Here is an 18,491-nt window from a genome sequence, read left to right on the forward strand (position 1 = left end):
CGGTGCGCCGTCCGTGGTGTGCGCCCGGCCGAAGACCGTAGCAAAACTCAGAAGAGGCTGCCGGACGCGAAGTGCAGGACCAGCTGGGGGGCGACGGAGAGCACAGCTCCGGCGGCGGCCGCGAGGGCGACGGTGAGGGCGAGCGGGAGGGGGATGCGGTGGCCCGTGCGGGTTTCGCCGGTCTCGGACCGGGGGGCGGGCGCGGTGGCGGGGCCGACTGTCGCGGCCAGGGGTGTGCGGAACAGCACAGCCGTCCAGCGGAGGTAGTAGTAGAGGGCGAACACGACGTTGACGGCCATGACGGCGGCGAGCCAGCCGAGGCCCGCGTCGACTGCGCTCTGGAAGACGGTGACCTTGGCGAAGAGGCCGATGATGCCGGGGGGCAGGCCGGCCAGGCAGAGCAGGAAGAAGGCGAGCGCGAGGGCGGTGAGCGGCCGCGTGGCGTAGAGCCCGCGGTAGTCGCTCAGGCGTTTGCCGGGGCGGGAGCGGGCGACGAGGGCCACGGTCGCGAAGGCGCCGAGGTTCACGACGGCGTACATGAGGGCGTACGCGACGGTGGAGCCGATCTCGCGGTCCGAGGTGTATCCGGCGGCGGCGATCGGCACGAGGAGGTACCCGGCCTGGCCGATGGAGGACCAGGCGAGCAGCCGGACGGCGCTGTGCGCGCGGGTGGCCCGCTGGCGGAGGGCGGCGGTGTTGCCGGCGGTCATGGTGAGGGCGGCCAGTACGGCGATGGCCGGGCCCCAGATGTCGGCGTACCCGGGGAAGGCGACGACGGTCACGAGGATGAGCCCGGAGAAGCCGACGGCCTTTCCGATGACGGAGAGGTAGGCGGCGATGGGCAGGGGTGCGCCGACGTAGGTGTCGGGGACCCAGAAGTGGAAGGGCGCGGTCGCCGTCTTGAAGGCGAAGCCGACGAGCGTGAGGACGACTCCGGCCTCGGCGAGGGTGTCGAGTTGCGGGTCGACCTGGGCGGTGGCAATGCGGGTGAGGTGCAGGGTGCCGGTGGCCGCGTAGACGAAGCTGACGCCGAGCAGGGTGACGGCGGTCGCGGTGACGGAGGACAGGAAGAATTTGAGGGCCGCTTCGGAGGAGAGGCGGTTGCCGCGCTTGAGACCGACGAGGGCGAAGGCGGGCAGCGAGGCCACTTCGAGGGCGACGACGAGGGTGGCGAGGTCCCGCGACGCGGGCAGCAGTGCGGCCCCGGAGGCGGAGGCGAGCAGCAGGAACCAGAACTCGCCGGCCGGGAGACGGTCGCCGCCGGTCTCGCTCATCGAGAGCAGTGCGGTGAGCAGGGCACCGCCGAGTACGAGCAGCTGGATGGCGAGGGTGAAGTGGTCTGCGGTGTAGCTGCAGGCTCCGTGGCCGCCGGGGAGGCAGAAGGTGGAGCGGTTGCCGTGGCGCAGGGGCAGGAGCAGCAGGCCGGCGGCGGCGAGTCCGGCGACGGCGGTCCAGCCGAGCAGCGGCTTGCGGTGGTCGGGAACGAAGAGGTCGGCGACAAGGACGATCAGCGCGGTCGCGGCGACGACGACGGGCGGGGCGATCGCGAGCCAGTCGACGGACTGGACGAGGGAGCTCATGCCTTGCCTCCTGCGAGGAGCTTCTGCACGGCCGGGTCGGTGAGGCCGAGGAGGGCCGCGGGCCACAGGCCGGCGAGGACGGTGAGGGCGACGAGCGGGCTCCAGGTGGCGAGCTCGTAGCCCTGGACGTCCTGGATCTCGTAGCCCGGGATGCCTTGGGCTTCCCGGGATTCCTGGCCCTCGTGGCCCTGGACGTCCTGGAGGCTGCCGGGTGCGGGGGCCGCCGGTGGCTCTGCGGGGGCGAGCTGCGGTTCCCGTGTTTCTGGGGTTCCAGGTGCGCCTTGGGTGTCCTGTTCGCCTGGGGTTTCCCGTGTGCTGGGGGTTTCCGGCGTTTCCCGTGTTTCCTGTGCGTCGCGCGCTTCGGATGTGGCCTGCGGTGCGCTGCCCATGCAGACGCGGCGTACGACGAGGAGAAGGTACGCGGCGGTGAGCAGGGTACCGAGGGCCGCGAGCGACATGAAGGTGAGGAAGGCGGGGCGGCTGAGTCCCCCGGCCGGGTCGAAGGCGCCGAACATGGTGAGCATCTCGCCCCAGAACCCGGCGAGTCCCGGCAGGCCGAGCGAGGCGACGGCGGCGAACGCGACGAGGCCGCCGAGCCGGGGGGCCCGGCCGTAGAGGGCGGCGCCGGTGGCTCCGGCGAGCGTGTCGAGGTCGGCGGTCCCGTAACGGTCCTTCACCGCGCCGACCAGGAAGAAGAGCAGGCCGGTGATGAGGCCGTGGGCGATGTTGGCGAAGAGCGCGCCGTTGACGCCGGTGGGGGTCATCGAGGCGATGCCGAGGAGTACGAAGCCCATGTGGCCGACCGAGGAGTAGGCGATGAGCCGCTTGAGGTCGCCCTTGTTGCCGCGTCGGACGAGCGAGAGGCAGGCGAGCGATCCGTAGATGATGCCGGCGACGGCGAAGGCCGCGAGGTAGGGAGCGAAGGTGTGCATGCCCTCGGGTGCGACGGGCAGGGCGATGCGGACGAATCCGTAGGTGCCCATCTTGAGCATGACTCCGGCGAGGAGCACCGAGCCCGCGGTGGGCGCCGCGGTGTGGGCGTCGGGGAGCCAGCTGTGCAGCGGCCACATCGGGGTCTTCACGGCGAGGCCGATGGCGATGGCGAGGACCGCGACGACCTGGGTGGTGTGGGTGAGGTCGCGGCCGTTGTCAGTGGCGAGTGCCACCATGTCGAGTGTGCCGCTCTTCACACCGATGAGGAGGATGCCGAGCAGCATGACGACGGAGCCGAGCACGGTGTAGAGGATGAACTTCCAGGCGGCGGCGGTGCGTCCGGCGCCGCCCCAGCGGGCGATGAGGAAGTACATCGGGATGAGGACCATCTCGAAGGCCAGGAAGAAGAGCACCAGGTCGAGGGCGGCGAAGGTGGCGAGCGTCCCCGATTCGAGGAGGAGGACGAGAGCGACGAACGCCTTGGGGGACGGACCCGCGGGGAGCTTGAAGCAGGAGTAGAGCGCGCAGAGGAAGGTCAGCAGCGCGGTCAGTACGAGGAGGGGGAGCGAGATGCCGTCCGTGCCCAGATGGATCCGGACGTGGAGTGCCGGGATCCAGCTGATGTCGGTGGTGGCCTGCATCTTCGACGGGTGGTCGCGGTCGAAGCCGAGCGCGAGGACGACCGCGGCGATGAGTACGGTGCCGGTGACGATCACACCGTGGCGGAGCACGGCCTGCCGGGGCGACCTGCCCCTCAGCCCGGGGGGTGCGGGCAGGAGCGCGGCGACGGCGCCGATGACCGGGGCGGCGACGATGAACGCCAGAAGGAACTGCATCACGGATGCGCTGATATCGATCACGGCTCACGATCCGGCGTAGGCGTTGGCAAGGGCGACGGCGGCGATCACCAGGACGACGGATCCGGCGAGCAGGGCGCTGAGGTAGGTCTGCAGGTTGCCGGTCTGGGCCCGGCGGAAGGCGGCCCCGAGCCAGCGGGGTGCTGCGCTCGCACCGCGTACGTAGGTGTCGATGACCTCGCGGTCCAGGAAACGGACCAGTTGGGCCGCGGCGAGTACGGGGCGCACGAAGGCGGCGGTGTAGAGGGCGTCGAGGTGGAAGCCGGTCGCCGCGTGGCGGTGGAGCGGGCCGAGGAGCAGCCTGCCGGGGTCGAGGGGGTCGGGGGCCGAGGCGATGCTGCCGTAGACCGAGCGGTGGGTCGCGATGGCTTCGGCTTCGACGGTGCCCGGGTCCGCGTCCGGGTGGGCGGTGACGGCACCGATCGGGGGCCGCTGGGCCATGGCGGTGGTGTGGCGCCAGGTGCCATAGGTGACGAGGCCGCCGACGAGGGCGACGCCGGTTCCGAGGACGGAGGTGGTGAGGGTCGGGGTGAGGCTGTTGCCGTCGAACCAGTCGCTGAGGCGGCCGGCGGTGAGCCCGAAGCCGATGGTGGGGATGGCGAGGAGCCAGAGCACACCGTTCATGACGAGCGGCTGCTTGCCGTGGTCGGGGGCTTCGCTGCCCTTCCCGCGGAAGGCGAGGAGCCAGAGGCGGGTGGCGTAGGCGGCGGTCAGCAGGGCGGTGACGAGTCCTGCGATCAGCACGGTCCAGCCGGCGCCCGCGGGGGCGAAGGCGCTGTCGCCGAGCGCGGTGTTCTCGGCGGCGCCGAGGACGGATTCCTTGGAGAAGAATCCGGCGAAGGGCGGGATGGCGGCGAGTGCGAGCAGGGCGATGGTCATCGTCCAGAAGGCGTCGGGGATGCGCTTGGGCAGATGGTCCAAGCGGCTCATGGCGGCCAGCGAGTTGGTGCCCGCGGCGTGGATGACCACCCCGGCGCCGAGGAAGAGGAGGGCTTTGAACGCACCGTGCGAGAGGAGGTGGAAGACGGCGGCGCCGCGGTCGCCGACGGCCAGGGCGCCCGACATGTAGCCGAGTTGCCCGATGGTCGAGTAGGCGAGGACGCGCTTGATGTCGTCCTGGGCGAGAGCGGCGAGTGCCGATCCGATCATGGTCACCGCGGACATGACGGCGAGGACGGTCATGGCGGCCGCGGACGCCGCGAAGACGGGAAGCAGCCTGGCGACGAAGTAGATACCGGCGGCGACCATGGTGGCCGCGTGGATCAGGGCGGAGACGGGGGTGGGGCCTGCCATGGCGTCGGGCAGCCAGGTGTGCAGCGGGAACTGCGCGGACTTCCCGGCGACACCCGCGAGCAGCAGCAGGGCGACCAGTGTGGGGTGGTGGAGTCCGCCGTCGGAGACGGTCCGCAGGATGCCGGTGATGCGGAACGTTCCGGCGTCGGTGGCGAGCGCGAACAGGCCGATCAGGAAGGGGACATCACCGAGTTTGGTGACCAGGAAGGCTTTGAGGGAGGCGGAGCGGGCTTCGGGGGTCTCCCAGTAGTGGCCGACGAGGAAGTACGAGCAGATGCCCATGACTTCCCAGCCGACGAGCAGCACCATCAGGTCGCCCGAGTAGACGACGAGCAGCATCGCGGAGGTGAAGAGCGAGACGATCGCCGCGTACGAGGGATAGCGCGGGTCGTCGCGCAGATAGGCGGTCGAGTAGATCTGCACGCATCCGGCGACGACCACGACCAGGACGGCGACGAGGGCGGCGAAGCCGTCGATGTGCAGGGACAGGTCGATGGGCACGGAGCCGGTGGGGGTGAGCCGGGTGGCTGCGTCGATGGCCTGGCCGCCGCTCTGCCGGACGGCGACGGTGATCGCCAGTGCGGCTGCGACGAGGGTGGGGAGGATGGCCAGCGGGCGGACGAATCCGGGCGCGACGCGGCCGAGCAGCAGTCCGGCCACGGCTCCCAGGAAGGGGATCAGAGGAACGAGGACGGCGAGGGTCGTCGTGGTCACGCGGCAGCCTCTGCCTTCTCCTCGCGGTCTTCGGGCCCGTCGGGTCCGTCGGGGTCGTGCGGGTCGTGGGGTTCTTCGGGCCCGTCCGGGTCATCGGGCCCCTCGGGGTGGTGCGGTTCCTCGGGGTCGTCCGGGGCGGGTGATTCGGCGGTGTCGCGGAGCTTGTCGATGTCCGTCGTACCCCGGTTCCGGTGGACCGCGAGGACGATCGCGAGACCGATGCCGATCTCGGCGGCGGCGATGGCGATCGTGAAGAGGGTGAGTGCCTGTCCGGAGTGGAGCTTGTCGCGCAGCCATACGTCGAAGGCGACGAGGTTGAGGTTGACGGCGTTGAGCATCAGCTCGACGGACATCAGGATCAGGATGACGTTGCGGCGGGCGAGGACTCCGTACAGCCCGGCGCAGAAGAGGAGGGCAGCGAGCACGGCGGGATAGACGAGATGCATCAGCGCTGCTCCCTGCTCTTCTCGGTGGCGCTGGTCTTGGTGGCGCTGGTCCTGGTGGCGCTCTTCCCGGTCGCGCTGTTCTCGGCGGCGCTGTTCTCGGCGGCGCTGTTCTTCCGGGACAGGACGATCGCCCCGACCAGGGCTGCGAGCAGGAGCACGGAGAGCGCCTCGAAGGGCAGCACCCAGTTGCGGAAGAGGGTCTCGCCGGACACCTTGGTGGAGCCCTGGACCGGACCGTGGAGGTTGATCCAGGTCGTACGGAACGCGTCGACGACCACCCAGACGAGTGAGGCGACCGCGGCGACGGCCACCGTGAGTGCCACCCACCGGTTCTCCGAATCGGCGTCCGGGGAGCGGCCGATGGGGGCCTTGGTGAGCATCAGCCCGAAGAGCAGGAGGACGACGACCGAGCCGACGTAGATCAGCACCTGCACCCAGGCGATGAACTCGGCCGTCAGCAGCAGGTATTCGACGGCGAGGCCGCCGAGCGCCACGATCAGCCAGAGCGCGGCGTGCACCAGCTGCCTGGTCGTGACGGTGATGACGGCAGCGCCGAAGGTCGCGAGGCCCACAAGGAGGAACGCGATCTCGACGCCCGACGGGGACAGGAACCCGGGGTGGGCTGCGGCTGCGACGGCGACCGCGTCTGCTGCGCGACTCACGCCTCCCCCTCCTGCTCCTGCTGGGGCGCCCGCTCGGCCTGCTGGGCGGCTTCGAGTTTGTCCGCCGCCTTGCGTGCGGCGGCGATCTCCTTGGGCTCCTCGGCCGCCGGGTCGAGTGCGGGCGGCGCGGGCACCGTCCACATCCACTCGCGGAGCTTGTCGCGCTCGTGGGTGAGTTCGTGGATGTCCGTCTCCGCGTACTCGAACTCCGGGGACCAGAACAGCGCGTCGAAGGGGCACACCTCGATGCAGATGCCGCAGTACATGCAGAGGGCGAAGTCGATCGCGAAACGGTCGAGGACATTGCGGCTGCGCTCGCGTCCGCCCGGCGCGGCCGCCGGGAGCGTCTCCTTGTGGGAGTCGATGTAGATGCACCAGTCGGGGCACTCACGGGCACAGAGCATGCAGACGGTGCAGTTCTCCTCGAACAGCCCGATCACGCCGCGGGAACGGGGCGGGAGTTCGGGCTGGACGTCCGGGTACTGCGCGGTGACCGTCTTCTTCGTCATCGTGCGGAGCGTCACGGCCAGGCCCTTGGCCAGACCGGAACCGGGAACGGGAGGCATCAGCTGATCGCCACCTTCACAATGCCGGTGAGCGCGATCTGCGCGAGGGCGAGCGGGATGAGTACGGTCCAGGCCAGCTTCTGGAGCTGGTCCTCACGGAGCCGCGGATAGGTCACACGGAGCCAGATCACACCGAAGGCCAGGACGCCCGTCTTGAGGAGCATCCAGAGCCAGCCGAGTCCGTCGCTGCCCCAGGGCCCGTGCCAGCCGCCGAGGAAGAGTACGGCGGTGAGACCGCAGAGGATGACGATGCCCGCGTACTCGGAGAGCAGGAAGAGCGCGAAGCGCAGTCCCGTGTACTCGGTGTAGGCACCGAAGATGATCTCCGAGTCGGCGACGGGCATGTCGAAGGGCGGGCGCTGGAGTTCCGCCAGCCCCGCCGTGAAGAAGACCAGGCCGCCGACGATCTGCCACGGGATCCACCACCACGCGAACGCGTCCAGGATGCCGGGCAGCGAGACCGTTCCGGCGGCCATCGCGACGGATGCGGCGGCGAGCAGCATCGGCAGTTCGTAGGCGAGGAGCTGCGCGGCGGTACGGATTCCGCCCAGGAGCGAGAACTTGTTGGCCGAAGCCCAGCCCGCCATGAGCGAGCCCAGCACACCGACGCCCATCACGGCCAGCACGAAGAAGATCCCCGCGTCGACGACCTGGCCCACGGCTCCCTCGCCCGGGCCGACCGGAATGACCACCAGGACGAGCAGGTACGGGAGCAGGGCGACGGCGGGGGCGAGCTGGAAGATCCGCCGGTCGGCATCGGCCGGGACGATGTCTTCCTTCTGCGCGAACTTCACGCCGTCCGCGACGAGCTGGGCCCAGCCGTGGAATCCGCCCGCGTACATGGGGCCGAGTCGACCCTGCATGTGGGCCATGACCTTGTGCTCGGCCTGTCCCACGAGCAGCGGAAGGACCAGGAAGGCGACAAAGACGATGACCAGCCGGATGGCGACGTCGAGTACGTCGTTCACGCGGTATCGCCTCCGGCGGGGGTGTCGGGACCGGGGTCCGTCTCGGGTGCGGTTCCCGTTTCGGATGCCGCTGTTTCGGGGGCTTCTGTTCCGGTTGCTCCCGTTTCGGGCTCGGACTCGCGCTCGGGCTTCGGCTTGGGCGCGGGCGCCGGTGCGGTTTCGGGCTCGGGTCCGGTTTCGAGCTCGCGTGCGGTGTCAGGCTCGGTGGCGCGCTCCGGTGCCCTGCCGCCGGTCGGCCCGCCCTCCGTCGGCCCACCCTGCTTGCCCCGGGCCTCCGTGGGGCCGTCCTCCGTGGCCGGAACCTCCGTGGCCGGGGCCTCTGTGGCCCCCTCCTCCGTGGTCGGGTCCGGCGGTGGCTCGAAAGCTGGGCGGGCGTTCCGCCAGGGCGCGTCGTCGCCGGGCGCCGGGGCGGGCGGGGTCGCCGGAGGTGCGGACTGTTCCGCCCGCTGCTGGGACGCGGATCCCTCGGACACGCTTCGGCTCCGCCGAGGACCGGCGGGTGTCCGCCCGGCAGGCCTGCTCCCAGCAGGTGCGTTCCCCGCAGGCGTGCTCCCAGCAGGTGCGGCCGGGGGCGAAGCCTGGGTTCCCGCCGAGCTCTCCGCCGTCGTCGGCGACTGGCTCGCGGAGCCCTCGTTCACGCTGCGGGCGCGCCGTGCCGGGCGGTCGGCCGCCGCGCGTGCGGCGCGTGCCGGGCGGGCCGGGGCCGGAGGAAGCTGGCCCTTCTGCGGGCCCCACTCGTTGGGGTCGGGGACACCCGGCGGCAGCATCTGGCGGCGCTTCGCACCACCGGCCCCCGCTCCGTGCCCCGCCGTCGACTCGCCCGGCTCCTTCGCGCCCGGCCAGGCCTTCGCGACACGGGCCGCGAGGACGAAGTCCTTGCGCAGCGGGTGCCCTTCGAAGCCCTCGGGCAGCAGGAGCGGCACCAGGTGCGGGTGGTCGGTGAAGGTGACGCCGAACATCTCGTGCGTCTCGCGCTCGTGCCAGCTCGCGCCCGCGTAGAGCTCAACGGCGGACGGCAGGACCGGTGCGGTGTGCGGGACCGTGGTGCGTACGAGCAGCCGGCGCACCGTACGGCCTTCGAGTGCCACGACGTGGGCGCAGACCCGGAAGCCGGCGTCCGGTTCGTCCACCGCGCTCAGCCAGTCGAAATAGGTGCAGCCGAGCCGGTCCCTGGCGGTCTCCAGGGCGGCGAGCCAGGAGGCCGCCGGTACGTCGACGGTGAGCAGGTCGTAGCTGTGCCCGGCGGTGGCTTCCTCGCCGAAGAGTTCGGTGACCGCTTCGGGGAGCCGGTCGTACGGATGCGTCACTGTCCGGCTCCCGGTGCCGGCGGCGGGGCGACGAGGCCGCTGGTCAACTGGGCGGTGGAGGGCGCGGAGTAGCGCTCGCCGAGCGACTCCCTGGCGATCTTCTCCTGGAGCTTCAGGATGCCCTGGAGGAGCGCTTCGGGGCGGGGCGGGCAGCCGGGCACGTACACGTCGACGGGGATGATCTGGTCGACGCCCTTGGTCACCGAGTACGAGTCCCAGTACGGGCCGCCGCAGTTGGAGCAGGCGCCGAAGGAGATGACGTACTTCGGTTCGGGCATCTGCTCGTACAGCCGCTTGACCGCGGGGGCCATCTTGTCCGTGACCGTGCCGGAGACGATCATCAGGTCGGCCTGGCGGGGGCCCGGGGCGAACGGGATGACGCCGAGCCGGATGAAGTCGTGCCGGGCCATCGAGGCCGCGATGAACTCGATGGCGCAGCAGGCGAGGCCGAAGTTGAAGACCCACAGGCTGTAGCGGCGGCCCCAGTTGAGGACCACCTTCATGGGTTCGGGGGCCAGCCGGGACAGCACGCCCAGCCGCTGCGGACGCACGGATTCCGTCAGCTGGCCGTCCGGCGACCGGTCGTCCGACAACCGGTCGTCCGACAACGGGCTGTCATGCAACGGGCTGTCATGCAACGGGCTGTCCGGCAACGCGCCGGCCTGCGGACGGCCGCCAGGCAGCTGGGGGTCCGGCAGGTCGACGGAGTTCGTCACGTCCATTCGAGGACGCCCTTCTTCCATGCGTAGAGCAGTCCCACGGCCAGGAAGCCGAGGAAGATGAACATCTCCACCAGCGTCGACACCCCGTATCCGTCGGCCGCGAAGACCGTCGCCCACGGGAAGAGGAAGATCGAGTCCACCGCGAAGATCACGTAGAGGAAGCCGTAGACGTAGTAGCGGACCTGGGTGTGCGCCCAGCCCTCGCCGACGGGGTCGACACCGCACTCGTACGTCAGCAGCTTCTCGGGGGTCGGTACCACGGGCCGCAGCAGCCGCCCGGCCCCGAAGGCCACGGCGACGAAGAGCACGCCGACGACCGCGATGACACCGACGACCGCGTACATGTGGAAGTAGCCCGAGTACCCGGGGTCCGCAGCGTGACTCGCATGACCCGCGCCACCCGTGTGACCCGCTCGGCCTGCGGCGAGAACCGCTCGGCCCGCCGCGGCAACGGTCGGTCCCGGCACGTCCGGCCCTCGCTCCCTGCGCCCTTTTCGTCGCCTCGTCCGTCACATTCGCCACGTTCGACGATCCGTACGCACGGGAGTCTAGGCCCTGATAAAGACTTGGTAAGCAGTCGGATCCGGCACAGTGCCCGGCGCGGGGCCCGCCGCATGGTGGGGTTATCCCTACTTCATCCCACCCAGCCGCCCCATGGCATCCGCCCCGGGCGCCCGGCACTCTTGGCGCATGACCGCGATCAACTCCCCTCGGCTCGACTCCGACCGGCCGCCGCCCGCGCGCTTCGCGTTCGACCGGTTCACCTGGAAGGAGATCGCCCACCTCCTGACGAACCTGCCGACCGCGATTGCCGGGTTTGTTTACGTCCTGTTCATGATTGCCCTGGGTGGAGGCCTGGCCGTCACCGTGGTGGGGCTGCCGCTGCTCGCAGTCGGGCTGCTCGGGGCGCGGCAGCTCGGCAGGGCGGAGCGGGCCCGGGCCCGAGGGCTGCTGGGCGTCCGGGTGGAGGAGCCGAGCCCGCTGTTCGTCAAGCGCGACGGCAGCTTCTTCACCAGGCTGTGGATGAGCCTCAAGGACCCGGTGGGCTGGCGGACGATGCTGTACGGATTCATCCGTCTGCCGTGGGGTGTACTGACGTTCTCCCTGGTCCTGCCCAGTCTGTTCGTGCTCTGGCCGGTGCTGCCGTTCATCGCGCGCGGCCTGACGAACGTGGACCGCGCCATGGTCCGCGGGCTCCTCTCGCCCTCCGACGAGCTGGAGCGCCGGATCGCCGAGCTGGAGTCGGACCGCGGGGTGGTCGTGGACACGGCGGCGGCGGACCTGCGCCGCATCGAGCGGGATCTGCACGACGGGGCGCAGGCCCGGCTGGTGGCGCTCGCCATGGGTCTCGGTCTGGCCAAGGAGAAGCTCCTGGAGGATCCGGACGCGGCGGCCGTGATGGTCGGCGAGGCGCACGGCGAGGTCAAACTGGCCCTGCAGGAGCTGCGTGATCTGGCCCGCGGTATCCACCCGGCCGTCCTCACCGACCGCGGACTCGACGCCGCGCTCTCCTCGATCGCCACGCGGTGCACGGCTCCGGTGAAGGTCCGTGTCGATCTGGCCGAGCGGCCGGCCGAGGCCATCGAGGGCATCGCGTACTTCACCGTCTCGGAGCTCCTGCAGAACATCAGCAAGCACGCCCAGGCGCGTTCCGCTTCGGTGGAGGTGTGGCGCTCGGCCGACCGGTTGCTGATCCGGGTCGCGGACAACGGGCGTGGTGGGGCGCGCCTCGACGGCGGTACGGGCATGGCGGGGCTCGCCGACCGGCTTGGTGCGGTCGACGGGCTCTTCGTACTGGATTCACCGGTCGGCGGACCGACCACGGTGACGGCGGAGCTGCCCTGGCGCGACCGCGGCTGACGCCGGAACGGGTTGGTGTCCGACGGGGACTGTGCTGAAGGGCGCTGTGCCGGCGGGGCGCTGTGCCGGCGGGGCACCGGCTTCGACCCGGGGGTGGGGAAAACCCCCGGTCGAAGACGGTGCCCTTCCTCATGGTCGGCGGCGCCCCCGGCCGGGAGCATGGATCCGGAAGGTCGAAGGGCCCGACAGTCGGTGCCCGAACCGGACGAGCCACCTGTACCGAACCAGCCACGTGCGCCGGCCGACCGGCCACACGTGCCGGCCAACCAGCCGCACGTGCCGGCCGAACCGAATGTGCCGACCAAACCGAATGTGCCGGCCGAGCCCGGACGAAGAGAAACGGACACCGCCATGACAACGGATCACGGCACCAGAACCCGGGACCACCGCGTGCCGGCGGTGCTGCGTGCACCGTTCGAGGGCCGCACCTGGCGCGAGTTCGGCTACCTGCTGCTCTCGCTGCCGATCAGCATCGTGCTCTTCGTCTTCGGGGTCACGATGTTCTCGCTGAGCGCGGGCCTCCTGGTGACTTTCGTCGGTGTCCCCCTGCTCGCCGTGGGCCTGGCCGTGTGCCGGGGCTTCGGGGCGATGGAGCGGGCGAGGGCGCGGGCGCTGCTCCGGGTCGACATCGCGGATCCCGCGCCGGTACGGGGCAGGACCGGCGGCATGATGTCGTGGGCGGGTGCCGTGCTGAAGAGCGGGGCGTCCTGGCGGCACCTCGTCTACGCGCTGGTGCACTTCCCGTGGGCCGTCTTCGCCTTCTGCGTATCGGTGGTCCTGTGGACGTACGCCTGGGCGATGTTCGCGTACCCGCTGTGGCAGTGGGTCTTCCCGGCCTACTCGAACACGGGCGGCATCCAGCTCTACGGCGACGCCACGCACAGCGTCTACCTCGACAGTCCCTTCGAGATCGCCCTGACCAGCCTGAGCGGTCTGGCCTTCGTCCTCGCCACCCCCTGGGTGATCCGCGGGCTGGCCGGGGTCGACCGGATGTTGGTGCTCGGGCTGCTCGGCCCGTCGCGGCTGGACAGCCGGGTCACCGAGCTGGAGTCGGACCGCGGGGTGGTCGTGGACACGGCGGCGGCGGACCTGCGCCGCATCGAGCGGGATCTGCACGACGGGGCGCAGGCCCGGCTGGTCTCCCTCGCCATGGACCTCGGCCTGGCCAAGGAGAAGCTGACGGCGGACCCCGAGGCCGCGGCCCGGATGGTCGACGAGGCGCACGGCGAGGTCAAGATCGCGCTCCAGGAGCTGCGCGACCTGGCCCGCGGTATCCATCCGGCCGTCCTCACCGACCGCGGGCTCGACGCCGCGCTCTCCTCGATCGCCTCCCGGTGCACGGTGCCGGTGCGGGTGGAGGTGGATCTGCCGGCCAGACCGGCTGCCGCCATCGAGGGCATCGCGTACTTCACCGTCTCGGAACTCCTGCAGAACATCAGCAAGCACGCCGGGGCGACCCGCGCGAGTGTGGACGTCTGGCGGGTGGAGAACCGCATCATGCTCCAGGTGACCGACGACGGCCGGGGCGGGGCCACCGGACCTGGCGGCGACCTCACCGCAGGTGCCGCGAGCGGTGGTCTGGCGGGGCTCGCGGAGCGGCTCGACGCGGTCGACGGACTGCTGGTCGTGGACTCGCCGCCCGGTGGCCCGACGACCGTCACCGCCGAACTGCCCTGGCGCGACTGACCGGTCCGGCTCACCCGCTCTTCCCCGGCGCAGGGGCTGGTCCCTCCACCTCTGTGCCGGCGCCTCTCCCCCGGCACAGGGCCCGGTCCGTCGCTCCCGGGCGTCGGTCCCTGCCACCCCCCGGGGACCCCGGCTGCTCCTCTCCCCCGGCGCCGGTGCCTGCCCCCTGCCGCATCCTGCCGCACGATGGTCCGGCTCCTGCCCGCTCGGCCCCCGATGCTGGGATGCTGTGTGCGCAGGGCAGGAATTATCACCAAGTGGGGGGCTTGAGCGTCGTGGAGGACAGAGTGCGAGTGGTCATCGCCGAGGATTCAGTGCTGCTGCGGGAGGGCCTGACCCGATTGTTGACCGATCTCGGTCACGACGTCGTCGCCGGTGTCGGGGACGCGGAGGCGCTGATCAAGACGATCGCGGACCTGGCGGCGCAGGAGTCGCTGCCGGATGTGGTCGTCGCGGACGTACGGATGCCGCCCACCCACACCGACGAGGGGGTCCGGGCGGCTGTACGGCTGCGCAAGGAGTATCCGGGGATCGGGGTGCTGGTCCTCTCGCAGTACGTGGAGGAGCAGTACGCCACCGAACTGCTGGCCGGATCGAGCCGGGGCGTCGGCTATTTGCTGAAGGACCGGGTCGCCGAAGTCAGGGAGTTCGTGGACGCAGTGGTCCGGGTGGCGCAGGGCGGGACGGCCCTGGACCCCGAGGTCGTGGCGCAGTTGCTGGGCCGCAGCCGCAAGCAGGACGTGCTGGCCGGGCTGACCCCGCGCGAGCGCGAGGTGCTGGGGCTGATGGCCGAGGGGCGGACGAACTCGGCGGTGGCCCGGCAGTTGGTGGTCAGCGACGGAGCGGTGGAGAAGCACGTCAGCAACATCTTCCTGAAGCTCGGACTCTCTCCGAGTGACGGGGATCACCGTCGGGTGCTCGCCGTGCTGACCTATCTGAAGTCGTAATTGCCTGACACCCTGTCAGATAGCGAGGTCGGAGCCGTATCGCAGGACTGGCCGCGAGCAGGACCTAGATCCAAAGGATGAGCACTCAGCGCGAGTGCCCGATGACACCGAGGAGACCGGAGAGCCCGTTTCAATGGCGTTAAATCCGGTCATTTCGATGTCCCAAAAAGGCGTCCGGCATATGAGCCTTCCAGGGAAGGCCACCCTTACCGTCGTAGGGTGGGTCCTGGTGTGCCCGGGCAGCCGGGCGCATCCGAGCAGCCGCCCGAGGGAGGTCCAGTTCAGTGACCAGCCAGGTCAGTAGCCCAGCCGAGCAGGCCGACGGATCCGATGAGACCGTTGTCGGGGAACATCGCGCCCTTCTGATCGACAAAGGGGGCCTCGGCACAGAGGGCCTCGACGAAGAGGGCATCGACACAGAGGGCCTCGCCACAGAGGCGTCCGGCGCCAAGGAAGTACGCCGCCTGAGCCGGGTGATCATCCGGTTCGCGGGTGATTCGGGTGATGGGATGCAGCTGACGGGGGACCGGTTCACGTCGGAGACGGCGTCGTTCGGGAATGATCTGTCGACGCTGCCGAACTTCCCGGCGGAGATCCGTGCGCCCGCGGGCACGCTGCCGGGTGTTTCCTCGTTCCAGGTGCACTTCGCCGACCATGACATCCTCACGCCGGGGGATGCGCCCGATGTGCTGGTCGCGATGAACCCGGCCGCGCTGAAGGCGAACATCGCGGATGTGCCGCGGGGTGCGGACATCATCGTGAACACGGACGAGTTCTCGAAGCGGCCGATGGCGAAGGTCGGTTACCTCACCTCCCCGCTCGAGGACGGGTCGCTGGAGGCGTATCAGGTTCATCCGGTGCCGCTGACGACGCTGACGATCGAGGCACTCAAGGAGTTCGGGCTCTCCCGCAAGGAAGCCGAACGCTCCAAGAACATGTTCGCGCTGGGCCTGCTGTCGTGGATGTATCACCGCCCGACGGAGAACACCGAGCAGTTCCTGCGGGCGAAGTTCGCGAAGAAACCACAGATCGCGGAGGCGAACGTCGCCGCGTTCCGCGCCGGGTGGAACTTCGGCGAGACGACGGAGGACTTCGCCGTCTCCTACGAGGTCGAACCGGCCGCGGCCGCGTTCCCGGCCGGAACGTACCGCAACATCTCGGGAAACCTGGCCCTGTCCTACGGCCTGATCGCCGCCGGCCGCCAGGCGGACCTGCCCCTCTACCTGGGCTCGTACCCGATCACCCCGGCCTCCGACATCCTCCACGAGCTCTCCCGCCACAAGAACTTCGGCGTGCGGACCTTCCAGGCCGAGGACGAGATCGCCGCCATCGGCGCGGCCCTGGGCGCATCCTTCGGCGGGTCTCTCGCGGTGACCACCACCTCCGGCCCCGGTGTGGCACTGAAGTCCGAGACGATCGGGCTCGCCGTGTCGCTGGAGCTGCCGTTGCTGGTCATCGCGATCCAGCGGGGCGGGCCCTCGACCGGGCTGCCCACCAAGACCGAACAGGCCGACCTGCTCCAGGCCATGTTCGGACGCAACGGCGAGGCCCCGGTCCCGGTGATCGCACCGAAGACCCCCGCGGACTGCTTCGACGCCGCTCTGGACGCCGCCCGGATCGCGGTCACCTACCGGACCCCGGTCTTCCTGCTCTCCGACGGCTACCTCGCCAACGGATCCGAGCCCTGGCGCATCCCCGAGACCACCGAACTGCCCGACCTGCGCACCCAGTTCGCCACCGCACCCAACCACCACCTCGCCGACGGCACCGACGTGTTCTGGCCCTACAAACGCGACCCCCACACCCTCGCCCGCCCCTGGGCCGTGCCCGGCACACCCGGCCTCGAACACCGCATCGGCGGCATCGAGAAACAGGACGGCACCGGCAACATCTCCTACGACCCCGCCAACCACGACCTCATGGTCCGCACCCGCCAGGCCAAAATCGACAACATCCAGGTCCCCGACCTCACCGTCGACGACCCCGACCGGGCGAGCACCCTGGTCCTGGGCTGGGGCTCCACCTACGGACCCATCACCGCGGCGGTGCGCCGGCTGCGCAACGACAACATCCCCATCGCCCAGGCCCACCTGCGCCACCTCAACCCCTTCCCCGCCAACCTCGGCGACATCCTGAAGGGGTACGACAAGGTCGTGATCCCGGAGATGAACCTCGGCCAGCTCGCCCTCCTCATCCGCGCGAAATACCTGGTCGGCGCCGTCTCCTACAACCAGGTCAACGGCATGCCGTTCAAAGCCGAACAGCTCGCGACGGCACTCAAGGAGGCCACCGATGCCTGAGAGCAACGAACTTCTCCAGCTGGTGCCCAAAGCCGAAGCCAAACAGACCATGAAGGACTTCAAGTCCGACCAGGAAGTCCGCTGGTGCCCCGGCTGCGGCGACTACGCCGTCCTCGCCGCCGTCCAGGGCTTCATGCCCGAACTCGGCCTCGCCAAAGAGAACATCGTCTTCGTCTCCGGCATCGGCTGCTCCTCCCGCTTCCCCTACTACATGAACACCTACGGGATGCACTCCATCCACGGCCGCGCCCCCGCCATCGCCACCGGCCTCGCCACCTCCCGCCGCGACCTGTCCGTCTGGGTCGTCACCGGCGACGGCGACGCCCTGTCCATCGGCGGCAACCACCTCATCCACGCCCTGCGCCGCAACGTCAACCTGAAGATCCTCCTCTTCAACAACCGGATCTACGGACTGACCAAAGGCCAGTACTCACCCACATCCGAGACCGGGAAGATCACCAAGTCGACGCCGATGGGCTCCCTCGACTCCCCGTTCAACCCCGTCTCCCTGGCCATCGGCGCCGAGGCGTCCTTCGTGGCCCGCACCATCGACTCCGACCGCCAGCACCTCACCAGCGTGCTCCGCGCAGCGGCCGACCACCCCGGCACCGCCCTGGTCGAGATCTACCAGAACTGCAACATCTTCAACGACGGCGCCTTCGAGGCCCTCAAAGACCGCGAACAGGCCCAGGAAGCGGTCATCCGCCTCGAACACGGACAGCCCATCCGCTTCGGCACCCCCGAACACCCCAAGGGCGTCGTCCGCGACCACACCACCGGCGACCTCGAAGTCGTCGACGTCACCCCCGACAACGAAGCCCACATCCTGGTCCACGACGCACAGGCCACGTCACCGACCACCGCCTTCGCCCTCTCCCGCCTCGCCGACCCCGACACCCTCCACCACACCCCCATCGGCGTGCTGCGCAACACCCAACGCCCCGTCTACGACACCCTCATGAACACCCAACTCGAAACCGCCATCGAGCAACACGGCAAGGGCGACCTCACCACCCTCCTCACCGGCAACGACACCTGGACCGTCGCCGGCTGACAACGGATCGACAACAGATGAGGCGTCAACAGGCGCCGCCCCGGGCCCGGTTCTGCTCCGTCAGGACCGGGCCCCGTCGTATGCCTCACGCGCCGTCAGCACCGTGTCGACGTGCCGCTCGGTCCACCGGGCGAGCCCCCACACCTGCTCGGCGGCCTCCCTGCCGAGTGGCGTGAGCGAGTAGTCCACCCGCGGCGGGATGACCGGCTTGGCGTCGCGGTCCACAAAGCCGTCCCGCTCCAGCGTCTGCAGCGTCTGGGCGAGCATCTTCTCGCTGACCCCGCCCACCTGTCGGCGCAGCTCGCTGAAGCGGTACGAACGCTCCAGGAGCGCGGCGAGAACGAGCACGCCCCAGCGGCTGGTGACGTGCTCCAGGATCAGGCGCGAGGGGCACATCGTCCGGTTGACGTCGGGCACCGGCCGGGCCGCCGCCGCGCCTCTCGCCGCATCACTCGCCGGGTCTCCCACCACTTCACTTACGTCCATGTCAGTACCTTACTTCAAAGTGGGTACTTTCTCAGGGTTAGTACCCCCCGTAAGGTGAGCCCCGGAGGGGAAACCGCGCGAAACACCCCAACCGCACGAAACTTCCGAAT

At 70.2% G+C, this 18,491-nt stretch carries 16 protein-coding genes; 5 read left to right on the forward strand and 11 right to left on the reverse strand.

Features of this window, described 5'->3' with window-relative positions; translation table 11 throughout:
* Positions 1-47: 47 nt before the first annotated feature.
* The 10 genes from OG285_RS13255 to OG285_RS13300 are packed head-to-tail and all read right to left on the reverse strand — an operon-like array spanning position 48 to position 10,392.
* Positions 48-1,580 (reverse strand): NADH-quinone oxidoreductase subunit N, encoded by a 1,533-nt coding sequence (locus OG285_RS13255; protein ID WP_371791036.1) that lies wholly within the window; start codon positions 1,578-1,580, stop codon positions 48-50.
* Complete coding sequence (locus OG285_RS13260) at positions 1,577-3,349, reverse strand: NuoM family protein (RefSeq protein WP_371793523.1); 1,773 nt, start codon at positions 3,347-3,349, stop codon at positions 1,577-1,579. The genes OG285_RS13255 and OG285_RS13260 overlap by 4 nt, the downstream gene beginning before the upstream one ends.
* A 27-nt stretch (positions 3,350-3,376) precedes the next feature.
* Positions 3,377-5,377: an NADH-quinone oxidoreductase subunit L gene (locus OG285_RS13265; RefSeq protein ID WP_371791037.1), complete on the reverse strand. Its 2,001-nt coding sequence runs from the start codon at positions 5,375-5,377 to the stop codon at positions 3,377-3,379.
* The gene (gene nuoK, locus OG285_RS13270; RefSeq protein ID WP_371791038.1) at positions 5,374-5,823 is read right to left on the reverse strand and encodes an NADH-quinone oxidoreductase subunit NuoK; all 450 of its coding nucleotides are present in this window, start codon (positions 5,821-5,823) and stop codon (positions 5,374-5,376) included. Before nuoK ends, OG285_RS13265 begins: the two co-directional genes overlap by 4 nt.
* On the reverse strand, positions 5,823-6,485 hold the full coding sequence (locus OG285_RS13275) for an NADH-quinone oxidoreductase subunit J (protein ID WP_371791039.1): 663 nt from the start codon (positions 6,483-6,485) through the stop codon (positions 5,823-5,825). The genes nuoK and OG285_RS13275 overlap by 1 nt, the downstream gene beginning before the upstream one ends.
* Positions 6,482-7,051, reverse strand: coding sequence for an NADH-quinone oxidoreductase subunit I (locus tag OG285_RS13280; RefSeq protein ID WP_356828903.1), 570 nt, complete (start codon positions 7,049-7,051; stop codon positions 6,482-6,484). Before OG285_RS13280 ends, OG285_RS13275 begins: the two co-directional genes overlap by 4 nt.
* Complete coding sequence (locus OG285_RS13285; protein ID WP_356828905.1) at positions 7,051-8,019, reverse strand: complex I subunit 1 family protein; 969 nt, start codon at positions 8,017-8,019, stop codon at positions 7,051-7,053. The genes OG285_RS13280 and OG285_RS13285 overlap by 1 nt, the downstream gene beginning before the upstream one ends.
* A complete protein-coding gene (locus OG285_RS13290) occupies positions 8,016-9,326 on the reverse strand; it encodes an NADH-quinone oxidoreductase subunit C (RefSeq protein ID WP_371791040.1) in 1,311 nt (436 codons plus the stop codon). Before OG285_RS13290 ends, OG285_RS13285 begins: the two co-directional genes overlap by 4 nt.
* The gene (locus OG285_RS13295) at positions 9,323-10,048 is read right to left on the reverse strand and encodes an NADH-quinone oxidoreductase subunit B (RefSeq protein ID WP_371791041.1); all 726 of its coding nucleotides are present in this window, start codon (positions 10,046-10,048) and stop codon (positions 9,323-9,325) included. The genes OG285_RS13290 and OG285_RS13295 overlap by 4 nt, the downstream gene beginning before the upstream one ends.
* Positions 10,039-10,392: an NADH-quinone oxidoreductase subunit A gene (locus OG285_RS13300; RefSeq protein ID WP_356828911.1), complete on the reverse strand. Its 354-nt coding sequence runs from the start codon at positions 10,390-10,392 to the stop codon at positions 10,039-10,041. The genes OG285_RS13295 and OG285_RS13300 overlap by 10 nt, the downstream gene beginning before the upstream one ends.
* 346 nt (positions 10,393-10,738) lie before the next feature.
* Here OG285_RS13300 and OG285_RS13305 point away from each other — a divergent pair, with 346 nt between their 5' ends.
* From OG285_RS13305 to OG285_RS13325, 5 genes are all read left to right on the forward strand, one after another.
* Positions 10,739-11,908 carry a sensor histidine kinase gene (locus OG285_RS13305; protein ID WP_371791042.1) on the forward strand — a complete coding sequence of 390 codons (1,170 nt, stop codon included), beginning with the start codon at positions 10,739-10,741 and terminating at the stop codon, positions 11,906-11,908.
* A gap of 351 nt (positions 11,909-12,259) precedes the next feature.
* Positions 12,260-13,594, forward strand: a complete 1,335-nt coding sequence (locus OG285_RS13310; RefSeq protein WP_371791043.1) for a sensor histidine kinase — start codon at positions 12,260-12,262, stop codon at positions 13,592-13,594.
* Positions 13,595-13,881: 287 nt separating this feature from the next.
* Entirely contained in the window at positions 13,882-14,541 is a 660-nt protein-coding gene (locus OG285_RS13315) for a response regulator transcription factor (RefSeq protein ID WP_356829102.1), read from the forward strand.
* Between the two features lie 284 nt (positions 14,542-14,825).
* Positions 14,826-16,841 carry a 2-oxoacid:acceptor oxidoreductase subunit alpha gene (locus tag OG285_RS13320; protein WP_371791044.1) on the forward strand — a complete coding sequence of 672 codons (2,016 nt, stop codon included), beginning with the start codon at positions 14,826-14,828 and terminating at the stop codon, positions 16,839-16,841.
* Positions 16,834-17,895, forward strand: coding sequence for a 2-oxoacid:ferredoxin oxidoreductase subunit beta (locus OG285_RS13325; RefSeq protein ID WP_371791045.1), 1,062 nt, complete (start codon positions 16,834-16,836; stop codon positions 17,893-17,895). Before OG285_RS13320 ends, OG285_RS13325 begins: the two co-directional genes overlap by 8 nt.
* Before the next feature lie 60 nt (positions 17,896-17,955).
* On the opposite strand, the gene OG285_RS13330 is transcribed toward OG285_RS13325, so the two are convergent.
* The gene (locus OG285_RS13330) at positions 17,956-18,291 is read right to left on the reverse strand and encodes a helix-turn-helix domain-containing protein (RefSeq protein WP_356829104.1); all 336 of its coding nucleotides are present in this window, start codon (positions 18,289-18,291) and stop codon (positions 17,956-17,958) included.
* Positions 18,292-18,491: the final 200 nt, after the last annotated feature.

Origin of the sequence: Streptomyces sp. NBC_01471, from assembly GCF_041438865.1 — a bacterium.
Taxonomy (GTDB): domain Bacteria; phylum Actinomycetota; class Actinomycetes; order Streptomycetales; family Streptomycetaceae; genus Streptomyces.

What these genes read in the sequence shown, in the direction of transcription:
- OG285_RS13325 (WP_371791045.1), top strand. Translation starts at nt 16,834, where the DNA reads ATGCCTGAGAGCAACGAACTTCTCCAGCTGGTGCCCAAAGCCGAAGCC.
- OG285_RS13255 (WP_371791036.1), bottom strand. Translation starts at nt 1,580, where the DNA reads ATGAGCTCCCTCGTCCAGTCCGTCGACTGGCTCGCGATCGCCCCGCCC.
- nuoK (WP_371791038.1), bottom strand. Translation starts at nt 5,823, where the DNA reads ATGCATCTCGTCTATCCCGCCGTGCTCGCTGCCCTCCTCTTCTGCGCC.
- OG285_RS13280 (WP_356828903.1), bottom strand. Translation starts at nt 7,051, where the DNA reads ATGCCTCCCGTTCCCGGTTCCGGTCTGGCCAAGGGCCTGGCCGTGACG.
- OG285_RS13260 (WP_371793523.1), bottom strand. Translation starts at nt 3,349, where the DNA reads ATGCAGTTCCTTCTGGCGTTCATCGTCGCCGCCCCGGTCATCGGCGCC.
- OG285_RS13330 (WP_356829104.1), bottom strand. Translation starts at nt 18,291, where the DNA reads ATGTGCCCCTCGCGCCTGATCCTGGAGCACGTCACCAGCCGCTGGGGC.
- OG285_RS13310 (WP_371791043.1), top strand. Translation starts at nt 12,260, where the DNA reads ATGACAACGGATCACGGCACCAGAACCCGGGACCACCGCGTGCCGGCG.
- OG285_RS13305 (WP_371791042.1), top strand. Translation starts at nt 10,739, where the DNA reads ATGACCGCGATCAACTCCCCTCGGCTCGACTCCGACCGGCCGCCGCCC.
- OG285_RS13295 (WP_371791041.1), bottom strand. Translation starts at nt 10,048, where the DNA reads ATGGACGTGACGAACTCCGTCGACCTGCCGGACCCCCAGCTGCCTGGC.
- OG285_RS13300 (WP_356828911.1), bottom strand. Translation starts at nt 10,392, where the DNA reads ATGTACGCGGTCGTCGGTGTCATCGCGGTCGTCGGCGTGCTCTTCGTC.